This window comes from Candidatus Poriferisocius sp., from assembly GCF_965208355.1.
Classification (GTDB): Bacteria; Actinomycetota; Acidimicrobiia; order Acidimicrobiales; family Bin134; genus Poriferisocius.
In genome coordinates this window covers 3,063,789-3,080,506 of the sequence record NZ_CBDBOM010000003.1, presented here as the reverse complement: position 1 = coordinate 3,080,506, position 16,718 = coordinate 3,063,789, and the positions used below count along the sequence as shown (strand labels likewise).

General features: G+C 66.2%; 17 protein-coding genes. 8 read left to right on the top strand and 9 right to left on the bottom strand.

Annotated features, from left to right (window positions below; all coding sequences use genetic code 11):
* Positions 1 to 7: 7 nt before the first annotated feature.
* From ACOGXH_RS15600 to ACOGXH_RS15585, 4 genes are read right to left on the bottom strand one after another with little or no spacing between them, the layout of a single operon-like run.
* Positions 8 to 1,468: a dihydroorotase gene (locus ACOGXH_RS15600; protein WP_419930008.1), complete on the bottom strand. Its 1,461-nt coding sequence runs from the start codon at positions 1,466 to 1,468 to the stop codon at positions 8 to 10.
* Entirely contained in the window at positions 1,465 to 2,871 is a 1,407-nt protein-coding gene (locus tag ACOGXH_RS15595; protein ID WP_419930007.1) for an MmgE/PrpD family protein, read from the bottom strand. The genes ACOGXH_RS15600 and ACOGXH_RS15595 overlap by 4 nt, the downstream gene beginning before the upstream one ends.
* Before the next feature lie 37 nt (positions 2,872 to 2,908).
* The gene (locus ACOGXH_RS15590) at positions 2,909 to 3,733 is read right to left on the bottom strand and encodes a cyclase family protein (protein ID WP_419930006.1); all 825 of its coding nucleotides are present in this window, start codon (positions 3,731 to 3,733) and stop codon (positions 2,909 to 2,911) included.
* A complete protein-coding gene (locus tag ACOGXH_RS15585; protein ID WP_419930005.1) occupies positions 3,730 to 4,920 on the bottom strand; it encodes a CaiB/BaiF CoA transferase family protein in 1,191 nt (396 codons plus the stop codon). Before ACOGXH_RS15585 ends, ACOGXH_RS15590 begins: the two co-directional genes overlap by 4 nt.
* Before the next feature lie 171 nt (positions 4,921 to 5,091).
* Here ACOGXH_RS15585 and ACOGXH_RS15580 point away from each other — a divergent pair, with 171 nt between their 5' ends.
* Entirely contained in the window at positions 5,092 to 5,847 is a 756-nt protein-coding gene (locus ACOGXH_RS15580) for an IclR family transcriptional regulator (RefSeq protein ID WP_419930004.1), read from the top strand.
* The gene (locus tag ACOGXH_RS15575) at positions 5,844 to 7,445 is read left to right on the top strand and encodes a nitrilase-related carbon-nitrogen hydrolase (RefSeq protein WP_419930003.1); all 1,602 of its coding nucleotides are present in this window, start codon (positions 5,844 to 5,846) and stop codon (positions 7,443 to 7,445) included. Before ACOGXH_RS15580 ends, ACOGXH_RS15575 begins: the two co-directional genes overlap by 4 nt.
* On the opposite strand, the gene ACOGXH_RS15570 is transcribed toward ACOGXH_RS15575, so the two are convergent.
* Positions 7,442 to 8,260 carry an HpcH/HpaI aldolase/citrate lyase family protein gene (locus ACOGXH_RS15570; RefSeq protein ID WP_419930002.1) on the bottom strand — a complete coding sequence of 273 codons (819 nt, stop codon included), beginning with the start codon at positions 8,258 to 8,260 and terminating at the stop codon, positions 7,442 to 7,444. The genes ACOGXH_RS15575 and ACOGXH_RS15570 overlap by 4 nt on opposite strands.
* A 117-nt stretch (positions 8,261 to 8,377) precedes the next feature.
* Between ACOGXH_RS15570 and ACOGXH_RS15565 the strand changes: the two genes are divergently transcribed.
* From ACOGXH_RS15565 to ACOGXH_RS15550, 4 genes are read left to right on the top strand one after another with little or no spacing between them, the layout of a single operon-like run.
* On the top strand, positions 8,378 to 9,190 hold the full coding sequence (locus tag ACOGXH_RS15565; RefSeq protein ID WP_419930001.1) for an oxidoreductase: 813 nt from the start codon (positions 8,378 to 8,380) through the stop codon (positions 9,188 to 9,190).
* A gap of 10 nt (positions 9,191 to 9,200) precedes the next feature.
* Positions 9,201 to 10,340 carry a Rieske 2Fe-2S domain-containing protein gene (locus ACOGXH_RS15560; RefSeq protein WP_419930000.1) on the top strand — a complete coding sequence of 380 codons (1,140 nt, stop codon included), beginning with the start codon at positions 9,201 to 9,203 and terminating at the stop codon, positions 10,338 to 10,340.
* On the top strand, positions 10,337 to 11,056 hold the full coding sequence (locus ACOGXH_RS15555; RefSeq protein ID WP_419929999.1) for a hypothetical protein: 720 nt from the start codon (positions 10,337 to 10,339) through the stop codon (positions 11,054 to 11,056). Before ACOGXH_RS15560 ends, ACOGXH_RS15555 begins: the two co-directional genes overlap by 4 nt.
* A gap of 21 nt (positions 11,057 to 11,077) precedes the next feature.
* Entirely contained in the window at positions 11,078 to 12,019 is a 942-nt protein-coding gene (locus ACOGXH_RS15550; RefSeq protein WP_419929998.1) for a hypothetical protein, read from the top strand.
* Here the strand turns inward: ACOGXH_RS15550 and ACOGXH_RS15545 are convergent.
* From ACOGXH_RS15545 to ACOGXH_RS15530, 4 genes are read right to left on the bottom strand one after another with little or no spacing between them, the layout of a single operon-like run.
* Entirely contained in the window at positions 12,016 to 12,675 is a 660-nt protein-coding gene (locus ACOGXH_RS15545) for a hypothetical protein (protein ID WP_419929997.1), read from the bottom strand. The two genes, ACOGXH_RS15550 and ACOGXH_RS15545, sit on opposite strands and share 4 nt — an antisense overlap.
* Positions 12,672 to 13,574 carry a hypothetical protein gene (locus ACOGXH_RS15540; protein WP_419929996.1) on the bottom strand — a complete coding sequence of 301 codons (903 nt, stop codon included), beginning with the start codon at positions 13,572 to 13,574 and terminating at the stop codon, positions 12,672 to 12,674. Before ACOGXH_RS15540 ends, ACOGXH_RS15545 begins: the two co-directional genes overlap by 4 nt.
* A complete protein-coding gene (locus ACOGXH_RS15535; protein WP_419929995.1) occupies positions 13,571 to 14,389 on the bottom strand; it encodes a DUF3891 family protein in 819 nt (272 codons plus the stop codon). The genes ACOGXH_RS15540 and ACOGXH_RS15535 overlap by 4 nt, the downstream gene beginning before the upstream one ends.
* Positions 14,386 to 14,841: a hypothetical protein gene (locus tag ACOGXH_RS15530; RefSeq protein ID WP_419929994.1), complete on the bottom strand. Its 456-nt coding sequence runs from the start codon at positions 14,839 to 14,841 to the stop codon at positions 14,386 to 14,388. The genes ACOGXH_RS15535 and ACOGXH_RS15530 overlap by 4 nt, the downstream gene beginning before the upstream one ends.
* An 80-nt stretch (positions 14,842 to 14,921) precedes the next feature.
* On the opposite strand from ACOGXH_RS15530, the gene ACOGXH_RS15525 reads away from it, so the two are divergent.
* Complete coding sequence (locus tag ACOGXH_RS15525) at positions 14,922 to 15,881, top strand: alpha/beta hydrolase (protein ID WP_419929993.1); 960 nt, start codon at positions 14,922 to 14,924, stop codon at positions 15,879 to 15,881.
* Between the two features lie 25 nt (positions 15,882 to 15,906).
* Positions 15,907 to 16,713: an SDR family NAD(P)-dependent oxidoreductase gene (locus tag ACOGXH_RS15520; RefSeq protein WP_419929992.1), complete on the top strand. Its 807-nt coding sequence runs from the start codon at positions 15,907 to 15,909 to the stop codon at positions 16,711 to 16,713.
* The last annotated feature ends 5 nt before the right edge of the window (positions 16,714 to 16,718 follow it).

The following is a 16,718-nucleotide window of genomic DNA, read 5'->3' as shown; positions in this document are numbered from 1 at the left end:
GCCGCGCTCATGTCGGCCGCTTCTGGTATTGGCCGCTGGGGCTGCCCACCACCAGTCCGTCGGCCAGGACGCGCTGGCCCCGCAGCCAGACGTGGCTGACTCTGCCGGTGAGTTCCTGGCCTTCGAACGGGGTGTAGCCCTGGCTGGACTCCGACTCGGCGGCCCGCACCACATGGCTGACCGCCGGATCGAGCAGGGCGATGTCGGCGTCGTAGCCGATCTCGATGGTGCCCTTGGTGCCCAGCCCGTAGCGCCGCGCCGGATTCCATGACAGCAGCCTGGCCATGTCAGCCAGCCCCAAGCCCCGCTTGACGCCCTCGGAATAGAGGCCGTTCAGCAGGTACTCGGTTCCCCCGAAGCCGCTCTTGGCCAGCCAGATGTCCTCGGGGTTTTCGGCGGCGACCTTGGCCTCGGTACGACAGCAGGCATGGTCGCTCACCACCCAGTCGACCTCGCCGGCCAGCACGTGCTCCCACAATGCCTCCACGTCGGACCGGGATCGGATCGGGGGGTTGACCTTGCCCCACGGATCACCCGAGGTCTCGATGTCCACCAGCAGGTGGCCGATGGTGACCTCCCGGCGGAAGTCCACGTTTTCGAAGCACCGGCTCATGCGCAGGGCGGCGTCCATGGCCTTGGCCGACGACAGGTGCAGCAAGTTGATGTTGGCCACCTCGGTCTCGTGGGCCAGATACGACGCAACGGTCACGGCTAGTCCCTCGGAGTGCGGGGGTCGAGACGCCGAGTAGGCAGCTAGACCAGCCAGGCGGCCCTCGGCCTCGACCAACTTGGTGTAGGCGGTCATGATCTCCGCCGACTCGCAGTGAAGCGAGAGCGAGAGGGCATCGGCCATATCGGGGTGGGCCTGGCGGGTCTCGGCGATTCCCCGCATGATGAACTCGAAGTGGGCGTAGTCGTAGCGCTCGCCGGGCGGGGTCATCAAGAAGCTGGCCTGGTCGTCGCTGGCCCCGTGCAGGCCGTGGCCGCCGTAGAACATGAAGATCTTAAACGAGGTGACTCCGTACTCGGTGGCCAGCATGGGGATCTCGTCGATGTGGGAGGCCTGCATGGGAGCGAGGTGGAAGGCGTAGTCCACGTAGCTGCGGCCGTCGATCAGGCGCAGCACCTCGGGGAAGAACTCGGCGTAGGGGCCGCCTCGGTTGAGGTAGTACTGGCCGGTGCGCATGTAGTTGAGCACGGTGGTGGTGCCGCCCTGGGCGGCGGCTCGGCTCTCGCTGACGGCGTCTTCGTCCAATGGGTTGTAGATTCCCATGTGGGTGTGGGCGTCCACCGATCCGGGGAAGGCGATGAGGCCGGTGGCGTCGAACACCTCGTTGGCATCGGCAGAGGCGGCCAGGCCCACAGCCAGATTGCTGATCCGTCCGTCGGTGATGGCGATGTCAACCTCGTCGACCGTGCCAGTGTCGGGGCGGACGACCTGGGCGCCGGTGATAACGGTTTCGGTCATGGCTGTTTCCCAATGGGATCGACCAGCGGCGCCAGCAGTCCGGTGACCGACGGCGCCGCGGCCAAACCGGACAAGAAATCGTAGATTCGGCTGGCGACGCTGTCGGCCACCAATCCGGCGGTGTTGTCGGCAAACTTGGTGGCCAACTCACCATCGGACAGGGGTTGGTCGGGTCCTCCCCGATTGGCCAGCCTTTCCTCGACCACGGTGTGGCCCGAAGCAGTTGTCACGGTCAGACGGGCAGGTAGCTGGCACGGATAGATGGCCATCAGTCGGGGGTCCCCCACCACATCGATCCGGGCCATCAGCTCTCGCCGAGTCGGATCGCAGGCCAGTTCGTCGGTGAAGTCGGCCAGACCGACCCCCAAGCCGTTTCCGCCGATGAGTCCGGCGGCCACGGTGTAGGGACCGCTGAACTGGGCATGGTAGCCGGATTCCGGTTTCCGCTTCGCTTCGATGGGCTCGCCGATGGTGCGCACCGTCGGTGGGGCCACCTCCAAGGTAGCGGTGGCGATGTCGTCGGGGCACAGGCCCCTTGAGCGCATGGCGATGGCGGCGTCGATGCCGGTGTGGGTGAAGTGATTGGCCGGGTAGGGCTTGTAGAAGATGTTGTCAGCCTCCCATCGATCCCCCAGATCGGCAGTTACCGCCTCGAAGTCGGCCTGGTCTCCCAGAAAGGCCTGGAACAGCCCGAACCGGCCCTCCACTGCCGTCGGAGGCCCGGTGATGCCCCGAGCGGCGAGTTGGGCCGCGGTGACCCCGGCTCGAGCCGCCCAGCCGCAGTGCAGCCGCTTGACCGTGCCCCCGGCCCGATTGGCCTCAATGATCCCGCTCCCCATGCTGCATGCGATTCCCATGGCGTGGGCGATTCCGCCGGCATCAGCGCCGAGCAGGCGGGCCGCGGCCGCCGCCGACCCCACCGCACCGCAGATCGACGTGGCGTGCTGTCCCCGCTCGAAATACACCGACTGGCGGGCTCGGTGGTCGTAACCGCCCATCCCAAGGCGAACCGTGACTTCCAGGCCCACCGCCACGGCGTCGATCAGAGTTGCGCCGGGAACCCCCTTCCATTCGGCCACGGCCAGCGAGGCGGGCACCACCGATGCGCTGGGATGGAGGATGGACGGCAGATGGGTGTCGTCGTAGTCCAGCGAATGGGCCAGCACGCCGTTGACAAACGCAGCCTCGGCCGCCGACATGGTCTGGCCGCCGCCGATGGGAGTGGCTTGGGGGGCCGACCCCTGGTCGGCGGCGAATCCGACAATCGCCCGTGATGTGTCCAGCGAGCTGGCCCGAACCGCGATTCCCACGATGTCGATGATGCGAGAGGGGATGCCCGCTCGCACCGCATCGGGGACCGGACCGCTGGCCAATGCGCCGAGTTGAGACAGGATCGATGTCATGCGATCTCCTGCCTCGCTCTTAGCATCCCTACGAATCTCATACGAGGGCCAATGGCCGGACCGGAGCGCCGGTGGCGCCATAGATGTTTAGATGGGAGAGCACGAACACGAACTGGTAGATCCCAGCGGCGGCCAGGCCATCCAGGTCCATTGCCTCGATGATGTTGATTCCCCGCTCCACCAACAGCACTCGGTGGGCCGGGAGCAGGGCATGGCCCTGGCCCGCGGGGATGCACTCGAACGCCAGAGTGTCGGCCCCCACCAGCGCCGCGCCCTGATCGGCCAGCCACTGGGCGCCGGCTTCACCCACGCCGGGCACGCCGGAGTCCTTGCCCTGATAGCGCTCGGGATCATCGAAGTGTGCTCCCCAGCCGCTGCGCACCAGTACCGCATCACCCGGACCAACCGAAGTCCCCTGGCGGGCCGCTGCACTCTCCAATTCGGCAACCGAGATCTCGTGGCCCCCCTCGCAAATCTCGACCCCGAATAGCCCGGGAATGTCCAACAGCACCCCGCGGCCCACAAACGGCGGAAGCTCGTGGATGCCCAGAACCGCGAAGCCGCCGTTGGCCTGAGCTTGGGCGGCGTCGATTCCTCCGTACAACTGCCCTTGGTGGCTGACATGGGCCAGAGCGTCGACGTGGGTTCCCACGTGACAGCCGGTAGTAAGCAGGTCAGCTGCGGCCGAGCCGCCGTCGGGCCGCATCCGATCACCGTGCAGTCGGTCCAAGCAATGGTGAAACTGCGGATGGTTGGGCGACTGGGCCATGCCGTTTTGCATGGGTCGGCCCAAGTCGTACACCGTGGCTTGGGCGACAAGATCGATCAGGGCCCCGGCCGCATCCGTGCGACTGCCGCTCATGCCACAACCTTCTTAGCTCGGAGTTCGTCGATGCGCTCGGCGCTCAGACCGGCTTCCTTCAGCACCTCGTCGGTGTCCGCTCCCAGGTCTCGGCCGGTGTACCGGACGGCACCGGGAGAAGAACACAGCCCGAACAGCACGTTCTGCATCTGAACGGGGCCCAAGTCGGGGTCGTCGACCGCGGTGATCGCCTCCCGAGCCTGCACCTGGGGATCGCCCGCGTACTGGGCCACGTCATACACCGGGGCCACTGCCACTTCAGCCGCGGCAAATGCGTCCATCACTTGGTCCAGCGGTCGTTCGCCGATCCACGAGGACAGGGCCGCATCAATCTCATCAGCGTGCTCGGCTCGACCAGACCCGGTGGCGAACCAGGGCTCGGACACCAGATCTTCCCGGCCAACCAGTTCCATAGTTCGGCGGGCCACGGCGTCAGCGCTGCTCGACACCGCCACCCAGCAGCCGTCGGCGGTGAGGTAGGTGTTGCGGGGTGCGTTATTGGACGACCGGTTGCCCGATCGCTCGGCGATGATGCCGGTCTGATCCCATGTGACTACATGGGGGCCCAGCGCGGCGGCCAGCGTCTCCAAGATGGACAGATCCACCACTTGGCCCTGACCGGTGGAGTGGCGGTGGTGGACCGCCATCATCACCGCCGCCACTCCGCTGATCCCGGCCACGCTGTCGGCCAAACCGAATGGAGGCAGCGTGGGGGGCTGGTCAGCCTCTCCGGTCATGTGGGCGAATCCGCTCATCGCCTCGATCAGCGTGCCGAATGCGGGCCGTTGGGCGTAGGGGCCGGTTTGGCCGTACCCGGTGACCCGGCACAGGATAAGGCCCGGATTTCGGCCGGACAGCTTCTCCCAGCCCAAACCCCAGCGCTCGAGCGTGCCGGGCCGGAAGTTCTCGATCACCACGTCGGCCGCGGAGGCGAGTTCCAAGAACACTTCAGCACCTTCGGGATGGCTCAGGTCCAAGCCCAAGCAGCGCTTGTTGCGGGCCACGAGCTTCCACCAGAGTCCCTGGCCGTCCTTTTGCGCCCCATGGCCCCGCAGACTGTCACCGGTGAGGGGATGCTCGACCTTGATCACGTCGGCACCGAAGTCGGCCATGATCTGACCGATAAGCGGCCCGGCCAAAACGGTGGAGGCATCGATGACCCGAAGATCGGTGAGGGGCCCGATCATGCGGAACGACGTTTCTCCCAGTGGAACATTGTCCGTAGTGTTCCCCAATTTGGCGGGGTCAAGCAACCATCGACAGGGAATTATGGTTCAAGTCAGCCGGATCGCGGTATGGTCATTCCTCTGAGCGGAACAGCAGAAAATTCGGACTCGGTGTCTGGTTCGGGTCGGGGAGTGGCGGCAATTGAGCGGGCCGTCGATGTGCTGTTCCTGTTCTCACGGTCGCCGAGCACGCTGGGCGTGACCGAGATATCCCGCGAATTGGGCGTGTCCAAGGCGGTCGTCCATCGGATACTCACCTCTCTGTGCGAGCCCGGCCTGCTTACCGTCGACCCGGAGAGCCGGCGGTACGCGCTGGGTCCGGCGGTGCTGGAGTTGGCCGGGGCCTACCGCGATCAACTCGATGTCAGAGACTTGGCCCTGGACGAGATGCGAAGGCTCAGCGCTGAGACCGACGAGACTGCCACCCTGTCGGTGCGCCACGGCAACCGACGGGTGTACGTGGCTCAGATCACGCCTCCCCGCGAGGTGAAGATGACCGTGCCCATCGGCGGTTCGTTCCCGCTGCACGCCGGGGCTTCATCGAAGGCGTTTTTGGCCTGGCTGAGCGATGGCGAGATCGACCACTACCTGGCCGAGAACCCGCTCGACTCGCTGACCGAGGCCACCATCGTGTCGGTCGACGAACTGCGGGCCGAACTGGACCGCATCCGCCAGCAGGGATTCGCCGTGTCGCTGGGAGAGCGCCAGCATGATGCCGGCTCGGTGGCGGCGCCCATCCTCGACCACAACCACCAGCCGGTGGCGGTGATCAGCATCAGCGGCCCGATTGAGCGTTTTCGCGACAAGATCGCCCGCTCAGCCGCAGCGGTGGTGGAGGCCACCCGAGGGCTCTCGACCAAGCTCGGGGCCCGCCCCAGCGGCCCGTGAGAGACCGCGTTCGAGTAGCCGCAGTTCAGTTCGCCGCCGGCACCGACCTCGACGAAAACCTGACCACCTGCGTTCGGATGTTGGACGCGGCCGCGGCCGAAGGGGCCGACCTTGTGGTGATGCCCGAGTTCTGCAACCACCTATCGGTTTACGAAAGCCAAGACCACTGCCGAACGGTGGCGGTCTCGCTCGACGGCCCCTGGTTGGGAACACTGGCCCAACGATCCGCAGAGTTTGGGGTCTACGCCTCGTTGACGGTGACCGTGCCCCGGGACGGCGGTCGAGTAACCGCCACCAATGTGCTGATCGACCCCCAAGGCGGAGTGGCTGCCACCGCAGACAAGCAGATGCTGATGGGCAACGAGCGCGCCTACCTGAACGCAGGCTCAGAAGTCAGTCCGGTGGCCGACACCGCATTCGGCCCCGTTGGTCTGTACTCATGTATGGACGGTGTGACCTTCGAGGTGCCCCGCACATTCGCAGTACGGGGCGCCCGCCTGCTGTTGAACAGCCTCAACTCGTTCGCCCTCGATGAGGCCCGGCTGCACATCCCGGTGCGGGCGGTGGAGAACGGGGTGTACGTGGTGGCCGCCAACAAGGTCGGTCCGCTTCTGCCGGCTGAGCAGGTGCCGGCGTTCAGCCAGGCGCTGGGCGTGCCTCCCGATGCGCTGAACGGTGCCGGGGAGAGCCAGGTGGTGGCCCCCGACGGCACGGTGATGGCCATGGCCTCCCGCCATGGGGAAGCGGTGGTCGTTGCCGACTTGGACCTGTCCCTGGTTGAAACCGACCGGCTGGAGGGGCGACGGCCCCAGGTGTACGGCCCGCTGGCCCAGACCCACACCACTCGGCCCGACGTGGAGCGGGACTTTGATGTGATCGTGGGATGCGTTCCCGGCGCCCGGTCAAATCCCGAACTGGTCGGGGAGGCCATCGGCACCGGAGCCTCCCTGGTGGTGCTGCCCGAGCTAACACCGCCGCCGTCCAACATCTCTCCCGGACTGCTGGTGGTGACCACCGCCCGTCGAGACGACCAGCATTTCGGCCAGGTGTGGTCGGCCGAAGGCCTCGTCCACGAACAAGCGCAGCTCCACCTCAGCGGCCGCCACCCAAATGCCACCCGGTTGGGCACCGAAGTGAGCCTGCATCCGACGCCCTTCGGCGACCTGGCCGTGGTCGTGGGCGACGACCACCGTTACCCCGAGATCTTTCGACTGGCGGCAATCGCCGGGGCCCATCTGGTCGCCGTTTGCTGGCAGCCGGAAAACCGCTGGGAGTGCGACCTGGCCCTGGTTGAGCGGGCCGCGGAGAACCGGATCAGCGTGGCGGCGTGCGGACCCCCCGGCCCGCTGGCCGCCACCATGCTGCTCGACCCACCGGCTGATTCGCTGTGGAACCCCTATCGGTCTAGCCCCTACAACGGGACCATCAACACCCCGATCTGCCAGCGGGCCGAACCCGACGACGAGCTACTTGTCGGCAAACTGCACCCCGGCCGGGCCGTCAACCGAGAGGTTTCCAAGGACACCGACCTCGTGGGTGGGAGACCATGGCAGGCTTCAGCGGTGCTTGCCGAAAGCACTTCAGGAGTCGGCGACTAGTGGGAAGGCACCCGAGCAAGCACCGCTCGGGCCCAGCGCATCACCGCGGCGTCGATGAACTCACCGTCGATCACCGCCACCGCCCGACCGTCGGCCGTTGCCTCCTCGAAGGCGGCTATGACCGCCCTAGCCCGGGCGATCTCGTCGTCTGACGGGGTGAAGGCCGCGTTCACCGCGGCCACCTGCTTGGGGTGTATCACCGACCGGCCGCCGAAGCCGTGGCGGCGAAGCGACTCGCTGGTGGCCACCAGCCCCGCGTCGTCTTTGAGGTTGGTGAACACCGGCCCACAGGGCGCTTCGAGTCCCTCGCCCACCGATGCCACCACCACACGAGTGCGGATCGGCCACATTTCCAGGGCGTCGGGCGATGGCTCCATTCCCATGTCGGCGGCCAGATCGGCCTCGCCCAAGGCCAGGCGCACCACTTCGGGGACGGCGGCGATGTCGTAGATCTGAGCAACCCCCACCGCCGACTCGATGAGCGCGGTCATCGGGCAGCCGCCGAAGTCAATCGAGCAAGCGGCGGCGTCGGCCTTGGGCACCACCACGCCGGCAAATCCCACACCGTCGGAAACCAGCGACCGCACCAGTTCGGCGTCTTCGTCCACCATGTCGGGACGGTTGTTGATTCGCACCCAAGCCGGTACGCCGGGATTGGCCCGCAGCCACCGGCCCACCGCTTCCCGGGCAGTGGCCTTGGTCGCTTCGGCCACCGCGTCCTCGAGATCGCAGATAATGGCATCAGCCCCCGACTTGAGCGCCTTGTCGAAGCGGTCGGGACGATCTCCGGGGACATAAAGCGTGGTGCGGCTCATCGAACTCTCGGCTCCTCCCGGTTGGTTGACACTGGTTTTGCCTGGCCCTACTGTCAGAATAACGAAACGTTGTTCCGCTTACCGGAACAGTGTGCCGCTGACGACACCGGAGCACCAATGCGCGAGACGCTGAAGGGCGTCCAAGACATCTTTGACGAGCGGGGCCCGACAGATGCCACGGCCACGTTCAATCGGCTGTGGTCGATCACCGAAGAGCTCATGGTCAAGATCGAGGCCCGGTTCGAGTTGGCACGCGATCCCAGTACGGAGGACTTGGAGTCGTACCGGGGCGACGCCGAATACCCCGCCGGGCGGCTGGCTGGCTACACCGGACCGGAGATGGACTGGCTGGTCCACTCATGGATCGGCAACCCCCCGCTGGGGTTCACCAACATGCACGTCACCGCCTGGCTCGGTCCCCATATCGACGTGCCCCATCTGGGCATCGCCTGGGGGACACTGCCGGACTTGTGGTTCTACATCGACTTCAATCCCCGCTCCGATCTCATGCTCGACACCGAATCGCTCGACAAGTACTGGGGTCCGCTTAACGAGGAGTTCTTGGAGTTGCGGGCCGATGAGGGGCTGGCCCCGTTCATTTCCCGGGCCCTGTACGTTCGCCAGGCCCTGAGCGAAGTGGCCATCTGCTTCACCACCCCGGGCATCGTCTACGACGAGAGCCGGCTGAACCAGGTAAGCGAACTGGCCCACCGACGGGTCGACCAGTGGCTGGCGTGGGTGGACGAGGCCGAGCCCGTGCCGCTTGAGCGCCGGGAACAGCTGGCCGACGACGATCTGGCCCGGCGGCGTAACATCGCCGAGAGAGACCCGGCCAACATCATGGGCGTTCGTTTCTTCGGAGAGGAGATGACCGACCGTCTGGTGCGTGCCCTGTGGGGCGGCGACCGGGTGTTGCCCCGACCAAGCTGAGGGAACTGGGATGTTGATCAAGAACCAGTGGTACGCCGTGGAATTCGGGCGGTGGGTGACTGACCAGCCGGTGCTGGCCCGGGTCCACGGCCACGACCTGGTGCTGTGGCGCAGCCCGAACGGCACGGTCAATGCCCAATCCGATTTGTGCGTCCACCGGGGCGGGTCGCTGGCCGGCGGCTCGGTGGTGGGCGATTGCGTGCAGTGCCCCTACCACGGCTGGCGCTACGGAGCCGATGGGGCCTGCGTGGAGATTCCGGCCAACCGCCCCGACCTGCCCATTCCCAAGAAGGCCCGGATCGACACCTATCCCTGCATCGAGCGCTACGGCTTCGTGTGGGTATTTCTCGGCGATCTGGCGCCCGAACAGAGGCCCCCGGTGCCGGAGTTGGAAGGCCTGGAGGAGCACACCGAGGCCAGGGCCGAGGGATACCGCGCGGTCATTGGCGAGTTCACCTGGCAGGCCAACTACGACCGGGTGCTAGAGAACGCGGTGGACATCGCCCATACCCCCTTCGTGCACTCCGGCTCATTCGGCAACAAAGACGAGCCCGAGATCCAAGACTTCGATCTCGACGAAACCCGCGTCAACGGCCACTTGGCGTCGGTCACCGCCACCGTGGAACTCGAACCGCCCCGCCCGTCGGGCCTATGGCGGTTCATCTCGAAGAAAGACCGGCCGCCGGTGAGCACCTCCACCGGGTTCTACCCGCCCAATGTGTCGATGCTCATCGTGCGGCTGCCCATGGGCGAGATCCGCATCTTCACCGCCGCGGTGCCCCGCGACGAGCACGTCACCGTTTCCAAGTTCTGCATGCTGCGCACCTTCTTCACCGGAGGCTGGGCCGACAAGAACTCCTACGAGCGCACCATCAAGATCTTCCTGGAGGACCAGCCCACCGTCGAGGGCCAGCGCCCAGAGCTGCTGCCGTTCGACCTGTCGGCCGAGCTCCACGTCAAGTCCGACTCCATCCAGCTGGCCTATCGTCGCTGGCGCCAGGAGCAGATCGACAAGGGCTGGGCGCTCGAGACTCCGTCGGACGAGGAGGCCATGCGGGCCGCGGCGGTGATTCCCTCTCCGGGGCGCTCCAACGACCCCGAGTTGGCCAACGCCTGGGTGTTCCCCACCGTGGGGGAGTCCCGAGCATGAGCTTGTCGGCTGACCTCTGCGTTGGCACGGTGGAGGCGATTGCCGATCGCCTGGGGTTGGAGGAGAAGGTGAACACTCCCTTGGCCTCGGCCATGGACGGCTCGCCGGTGGGTGCCCATCGGGTGTTGGCCCGCAACGAGGTGGCGGAACTGGTGTACGTAGGCATGACCGTGGAGGCCTTCGGGCTGGACAGCCACATGTGCTTCGCCTTCACCCCCGCGGCCAGCTCTGTGCCCCATTTCACCGTGGACTCGGTGCTGGTCGGACCGCACTATGCGTTCCACTTGGACTTGATCCCCCGCCTGGACCCGGGCGCCAACCTGGCCTACATCGACCACTGCTATGGCCCGCTCACCGAGGTTCACGACGAGACCACGCAGATTGAGGGGCTCACCCCGGCTCACCTGTCACCCCGCCAATGGCAGCTGATGTCGGCGTGGATGCTGGCTCACCGGGCTGACGAGGACGGCTTTCGGGCGGTGTTCGGTGCGGTGGCCTCCTATCGGGACCACTGGCTGGGCCTGGTGGCCGACGGTGTGCCCGACGAGGCCACCGGCGGGGCCACCGCCGAGCAGCTGGCTGATCGCGACGCCCGCAACCGGGCTGCCATCTTCAATCCAGAGGTCGATCCCGTGTGGGCCCGGGTCGATCAGCTGCTCGGCCCCGAGACGAGCGCCGCCATCCAGACCAGCCTCAAGACAGCGGCCCGTTCCTAGCCGATCACGAGGGAGATCACCATGAGCGAAACCGAAGCCTCCGAGTGGCAGCAGCGCATCACCGGTGAGTGGTACGGCCTGCCATCGGTGTTCGACGCCGAGGGAAACCACACCGGGTTCAACAAGGTCAGCCGGGCCAGCGTATTCGCCGACGGCAAAGTCACTTACTGGATGCAGTGCAACTTCATGAACACCGGCCCGCTTCGCAACCGGTTCGAGATCAAGGACTTCGAGTTCGGCGTGGACGACCGGGGAAACGACCGCATCTACCAGGGCCCCGACTTCTATGGTGCCGGCCATCCCTACGGCTCATTGGTTGACTCGCACTACTACGCGCCGGGGTGGCGGGCCGACCTCAACACCATGAACCAGATCCTGCCCGACGGAGTGACCCAGGTGTACTCGTCGCTGCTGTACGAGGGACCCACCATCTTCTCGGTGTTCAACGGCGTTTACCTGAACGCCCACGACTACGACACCAACCCCGAGACCAAGGCGTGGATCGACGCCCACATAGAAGCCGAACGGGAGATGGCGGCCTGGCCCCACACCGTGCCCGACCGCACCGGAGGTGAGTGGAGCGGAGAATGCGAGGTGTTCGGGGCCGACCAGCAGCGCCGCGGATCAGTGAGCGTGCGCCTGCGCCACGACCCCATCGATCTGGTGCGCGCCACCCACTCCCTAGAGCTCACCGGAGCAATCGACTACTCGCACACCTACATCCGCACCCGATCGCACGGCAACCGCTACACCTACGACGGCCCCGATCTCTGGGGCAACGCCATCGCCTACGGCCGAGCCCTGTACACCTCTCAGCACCACGTCAGCGAAGCGTTCAAGGTCAAGGGCCGAGAGTTCATCATCGACCGCGACTACACCCTGGCCGTGGCTTGGAAGCTCTACTCCGGCGACCGCATGACCGACATCGTCTTCGGTCCCCTCGCCTTCACCCCCGACGCCTAACCGACCACCACCGATACCGAGCGGTTCCCGTCGTCGACTACCTCGGTGATTTCAATGCCGGTGGCTCCGATGGGGTCTTGCATGGCCCAGAGGCGGCGGCGTTGGGAGGGGGAGGGCCAATCGGTAGCCACCAGCATGGGGCCGACGGCTCGGTGCTGTGTCCATTGGCCGCCGGGATCGGGGGGCGGGGCTGACAGGTCGAGTCGGGGCTCGATGCCGGAGGCTTCGGGGACGGCCACGCCGACGATGTCGGCTACTGATCGGCCGGCCAGGGAGAAGAATCCGCCGGTGAGTTGGCGGTCGGAGGCCACCAGCACGCTGTAGGACTCGAACTCGTAGCCGAATCGGGGCCAGAGTCCCTGTCCGGTAAGGGCGCCGGGCTGCCACACGGTGCCGACGCCCACCACGTCGGGGCCGAGATAGCGACGCTGGTCTCCGGCTGTTTCCAGGTCGAACACCCACTCGCCAGCGAAGGCGGCCATGGGGTGGTCGGCCAGTTGGGGCGAGGGCTGGCACACTTGGGTTACCAGCAGCCGACCGTCTCCGGCCTGCTCCACGATTCGGCGCTGAGCGACCTCGCCGCGAAATGTGCCGTCGGGGTCGTAGACGTACTCGACGATCAGCCAGTCACCGCTGAAGCGGTCTTTCTCGGTCATGTCGGTTCGAAGGCCAGGGCCCCGTAGGCCGCTCCGAGCCTCTGCTCGCCCCGATACCAGATGTGGAGCACCGCCTTCATGGTGCCGTCTCGCGACACCACCTCGCGTCGCCACACCCGCAGACCTTCGGAGAGGAGGTGGAACTGTCCGCTGAATCCCCGGCCGCCGCTGAGGCTGCCACTGCCCATCAGATCACCCGCCGGGGTCCACGCCGTCCAGCCGTCCGACAGCAAGGTGAACGATAATCCGGACGAGTAGTCCGCCCCCGACAGCTCCACTTCCCAAGAATTGTCCTGGGCAGCGACCGTTTCGGCGTAGTCAGCGGGGCCGGTTGGCGTGTACTCGGCGTCGAGGCGATGCAGCTGCCCCGACCAGCGGCCGGGTCGCAGCAAGAACAGCTCACCCCGTCCGGCCGATGGGTCGTCACGCAGCCCCTCGGGATCCATCTCCGCCACCGGGGGAGGCACAGGATCCGACGGGTCGACCTGGCGCTGGTATTCTCCTACCACCGTCCATTGGAGCTGATCGCCCCGGCTGAGCAGGGCCAGCGAGAGCTGATGAGAGCCGTCGGGCAGCACCATCAAGAAGAAGCGCTGCGATAGACCCAGGTCGGGCCAGTAGTTGTGGGCAGCCACCAGGCCGTCGCCCAGCGCCTCGGCATAGCCGATGTTGAGGGGCCCCTCGTAGGTTCGATGCGAGCCGTGATCGGCGATGGTGTAGACGCCCGACAGGGAGAACGGCCCGTCGAACTCGACCTCCACTGTCACCCGCCCGGCCTGGTCGTCGGCCTTGACCGATCGGGTGTCTCGCCCTATGCCGGCAAAGCGGCCGTCGCCGTTATAGACCTCAGCCGCGCCGATCCACTCCCCAACTCCCTGGGAGAAGGACCCTTGGCTCACATTCGGACCAAGCGCACCGTTTGGGTGGCCACCGGGGTGGCGGCCAGCACCGCGCCGAGGTCGGTACCGGAAGGCTGGGGGGCCAGGTACCGGCCCTCGGTGGCCAGCTCAAGCCCGTCTTCGCCAAACGGGTAGGGATCCAGGCCGTATTCCCCGCCGGGACGCTCGACCACCGAGATGGTCACATCGTCGCCCACCGCCCGGGGCACGTTGGGGAATTCGGAGGTGCCTCGCTCGCCCTCGGGTGCCAGGTGAAAGTACAGGGCGATGGTGTCGAAGAACTGGAGCTGCTTGTAGGCGTGGAACAGATACTCGTCGGTGGCGTGATCGGGATCGTCGGCGGCCAACTGCTCCTTCAGCCGGCGCTGGCGGCTCTCTTCGTTGCCCAGCATGGCGTCGACTTCGGGGCGCAGCTCGTCAGGGATCACGTCCAAGAAGATCTTGTCGCTCAACCCGTACCGCCCCCGGTACAGGCCATAGGTGTGCATCGAAGAGATGATGCCGCTGAACGGGTGATGGGTTTCATTGAACGCCGGCGAGCCCGCCGAGGTGGTCACGATCTGGGGCAGTGGGGTGGCGGTCAGGTTGTAGGGCAGGCCGGTATCGGGATTCTGGGGGGCTTGGCCGTCGAGGTCGGCCCAGCCCTGGTCGTGGTGGTCGACGATGAACTGCATCGGCTCGGCCGGTTCGAGCCCGGCGAACTCGTCGTTGCCGAAGTTGGCGGCCAGCGAGCCGGCAAAGGCGGTGTGCTGGTGCATGGCGATCACGAAATGGGGGGCGTCGGCGTTTCCTCCGGGAGCGCTTTGGACGATCATGGCCGCTTCACTCGGGTGAAGTCTTGGATCTGGAACAGGCTGGTGGCGCCGTCGCGCACCTTGTGGGTGATTATGCGGCGGGTGTCGGGGTCCAAGAAGTAGTGGTTGTTGTAGACGATGTTGTTGCTCACCCGGCTGTCGATGGTGAAGACGTAGTTGTAGGGGGTGAGCTCAGCGCCTTCGAGGCTGAGCTGATCGCTGTCGGCAAAGCACCGCTTGCCGTCGACTTGGATCGGGGTGTCGAAGATGGTCTCGCCCACGCCGTAAAGGTTCTCGAAGTGCTCGTGGAGGTGCCAGGTGTTGTCGTCGAGCCAGTAAACGTCCATGTGAACGGCGCTGGACTCGAGGAAGTCGCCATGGGGGGTGAAGCTCTTGCACAACCCCTCCCAATGGCCCATAAAGCACTGATAGGGCCGAGGTGAGGCTGGTCCGTAGTTTCTCGTTTCGCTCACGTTGGGAAGCGTAGAGTGTGCTGGAACTTGATGAAACCGTGTTCCTCTGAGCGAAACAAAGCAATGGCAATGAGCGCCGCATGATCGTCCGAGGGCTGCACTCCTCCTTCGATGCTGGCGGGGATGCCGCGTTGGCCACCCTGTTCTACCCCGGCGACGACAGCCGATTGGATGAAGCCCGCCTGACCGGGCAGGTTCCTGCCGACGACACCGATGCTCCGTGGCCAGTGGTTGTCTTGCTGCCCGGCATCAACGTGGTGCCCGATGGCTATCGGTGGCTGGCCCATCGGTTGGTGGCCGACGGATTGTGCGTCGTGACCTATGCGGCCATCGGGTCACTGGGACCGGCGGGTCGGGGCATCACTCCCGGCATCGACCTAGCCGCTTTGGCCCCCGACACCATCGGCACCCGACCGTCGGCCACTGCCCTTGGACCGCTGCTCACCCAACTGGCTGAGTTGGCCGCCGATGAGCAATGCCCGGTGGCCGGGCGGGTGAATCTGGGCCGCGTGGTCGTGGGGGGCCATTCGGCGGGGGGCACGGCCGCGTTGCACAACAGCGATCCGGGTTGGGTGCCGGGATTGCAGGGGGTGTTCGCCTACGCCGCCCACACCATGGTGGCCACGGCTTTGGGACATGGCGAGGCCGCCGTGGTGCCCATTCCGGCCCAGGTGCCGATAATGCTGCTGGGTGGTGCCGACGACGGCGTTATCGCCGCCAGCCGCGACCGCTATCGCACCGACGACGAAGCCCACGATCCCGTTCGCCGGACCTTTGCCGAGGCCATTGTTCGGCAGCAGGGAGATTCTTGGCTGGTCGAATTGGCCGATGCCGGACACTTCGCCATCTGCGACCCAGTGGACACCACCAGCGGCCGTTCCTTCTTAGAACCCGATCCCACGACGGTCGACCCAGCCATCCGCAACCTGCTCGGCGACCTCATCGCCGGGTTCGTCGCCACCAGCCTGGACCTGCCAACCGATGCGAGCCTCGACCGGTTGGTCGATCATCCATCGGTCAGGCACTGGGATCGACGTTAAGAAATAGCCTCAGGAGGGGGACACAGTGACCAAGCGCATCGTCATCACCGGCAGCACCAGGGGAATCGGCAACGGGTTGGCCCGCGAATTCTTGAAGCGCCGGTGCCAGGTGGCGCTGAGCGGCCGTTCAGCAAGTCAGGTCGACGACGTGGTGGCCGAGCTGGGCCAGTACTACGGCGAGTCCAAAGTTTGCGGCGCGGCCTGCGACATCACCGATCCCGTCCAGCTCCAGCGGCTGTGGGACCGTGCGGCAGATGCCTTTGGCGGCATCGACGTTTGGATCAACAACGCAGGCATAAGCATCACCCGCCAGCCGCTGTGGGAGCAGCCGGACGAAGATTTGGCGGCGCTGGTCAACACCAACCTCACCGGTGCGCTGCTGGCCAGCAAGACCGCTGTCGCCAATATGGTGCGCCAAGGCCATGGCCAGGTTTGGAACACCGAGGGATTCGGTTCAGATGGCGCCACCCAGCCCGGCATGGCTGCCTACGGGGCCACCAAGCGGGCGGTGCGCTATCTGCAAAAGGCCCTGCGCAAGGACACCGCCGACACCCCGGTGCAGGTGTGCACGGTGTCACCGGGCATCGTGGTGACCGAACTGCTCACCGGCGACTACGACCTCACGTCAGAGCAATGGGAGAAGTCGAAGAAGATCTTCAACATCCTGGGCGACCACGTCCATACCGTCACCCCCTGGCTGGCCGACCACATTCTGGCCGCCGACAAGTCGGGGGCCCGGGTGGTGTGGCTGACCCGGCGCAAGGCCTTCGCCCGGTTCATGACCGCCTCGTTCCGAAGGCGCGACCTCTTCAGGGAGATCGAGGGGGCGTAGCTGAG

What these genes read in the sequence shown, in the direction of transcription:
- ACOGXH_RS15600 (WP_419930008.1), bottom strand. Translation starts at nt 1,468, where the DNA reads ATGACCGAAACCGTTATCACCGGCGCCCAGGTCGTCCGCCCCGACACT.
- ACOGXH_RS15595 (WP_419930007.1), bottom strand. Translation starts at nt 2,871, where the DNA reads ATGACATCGATCCTGTCTCAACTCGGCGCATTGGCCAGCGGTCCGGTC.
- ACOGXH_RS15590 (WP_419930006.1), bottom strand. Translation starts at nt 3,733, where the DNA reads ATGAGCGGCAGTCGCACGGATGCGGCCGGGGCCCTGATCGATCTTGTC.
- ACOGXH_RS15585 (WP_419930005.1), bottom strand. Translation starts at nt 4,920, where the DNA reads ATGATCGGGCCCCTCACCGATCTTCGGGTCATCGATGCCTCCACCGTT.
- ACOGXH_RS15570 (WP_419930002.1), bottom strand. Translation starts at nt 8,260, where the DNA reads ATGAGCCGCACCACGCTTTATGTCCCCGGAGATCGTCCCGACCGCTTC.
- ACOGXH_RS15565 (WP_419930001.1), top strand. Translation starts at nt 8,378, where the DNA reads ATGCGCGAGACGCTGAAGGGCGTCCAAGACATCTTTGACGAGCGGGGC.
- ACOGXH_RS15560 (WP_419930000.1), top strand. Translation starts at nt 9,201, where the DNA reads ATGTTGATCAAGAACCAGTGGTACGCCGTGGAATTCGGGCGGTGGGTG.
- ACOGXH_RS15555 (WP_419929999.1), top strand. Translation starts at nt 10,337, where the DNA reads ATGAGCTTGTCGGCTGACCTCTGCGTTGGCACGGTGGAGGCGATTGCC.
- ACOGXH_RS15550 (WP_419929998.1), top strand. Translation starts at nt 11,078, where the DNA reads ATGAGCGAAACCGAAGCCTCCGAGTGGCAGCAGCGCATCACCGGTGAG.
- ACOGXH_RS15545 (WP_419929997.1), bottom strand. Translation starts at nt 12,675, where the DNA reads ATGACCGAGAAAGACCGCTTCAGCGGTGACTGGCTGATCGTCGAGTAC.
- ACOGXH_RS15535 (WP_419929995.1), bottom strand. Translation starts at nt 14,389, where the DNA reads ATGATCGTCCAAAGCGCTCCCGGAGGAAACGCCGACGCCCCCCATTTC.
- ACOGXH_RS15525 (WP_419929993.1), top strand. Translation starts at nt 14,922, where the DNA reads ATGATCGTCCGAGGGCTGCACTCCTCCTTCGATGCTGGCGGGGATGCC.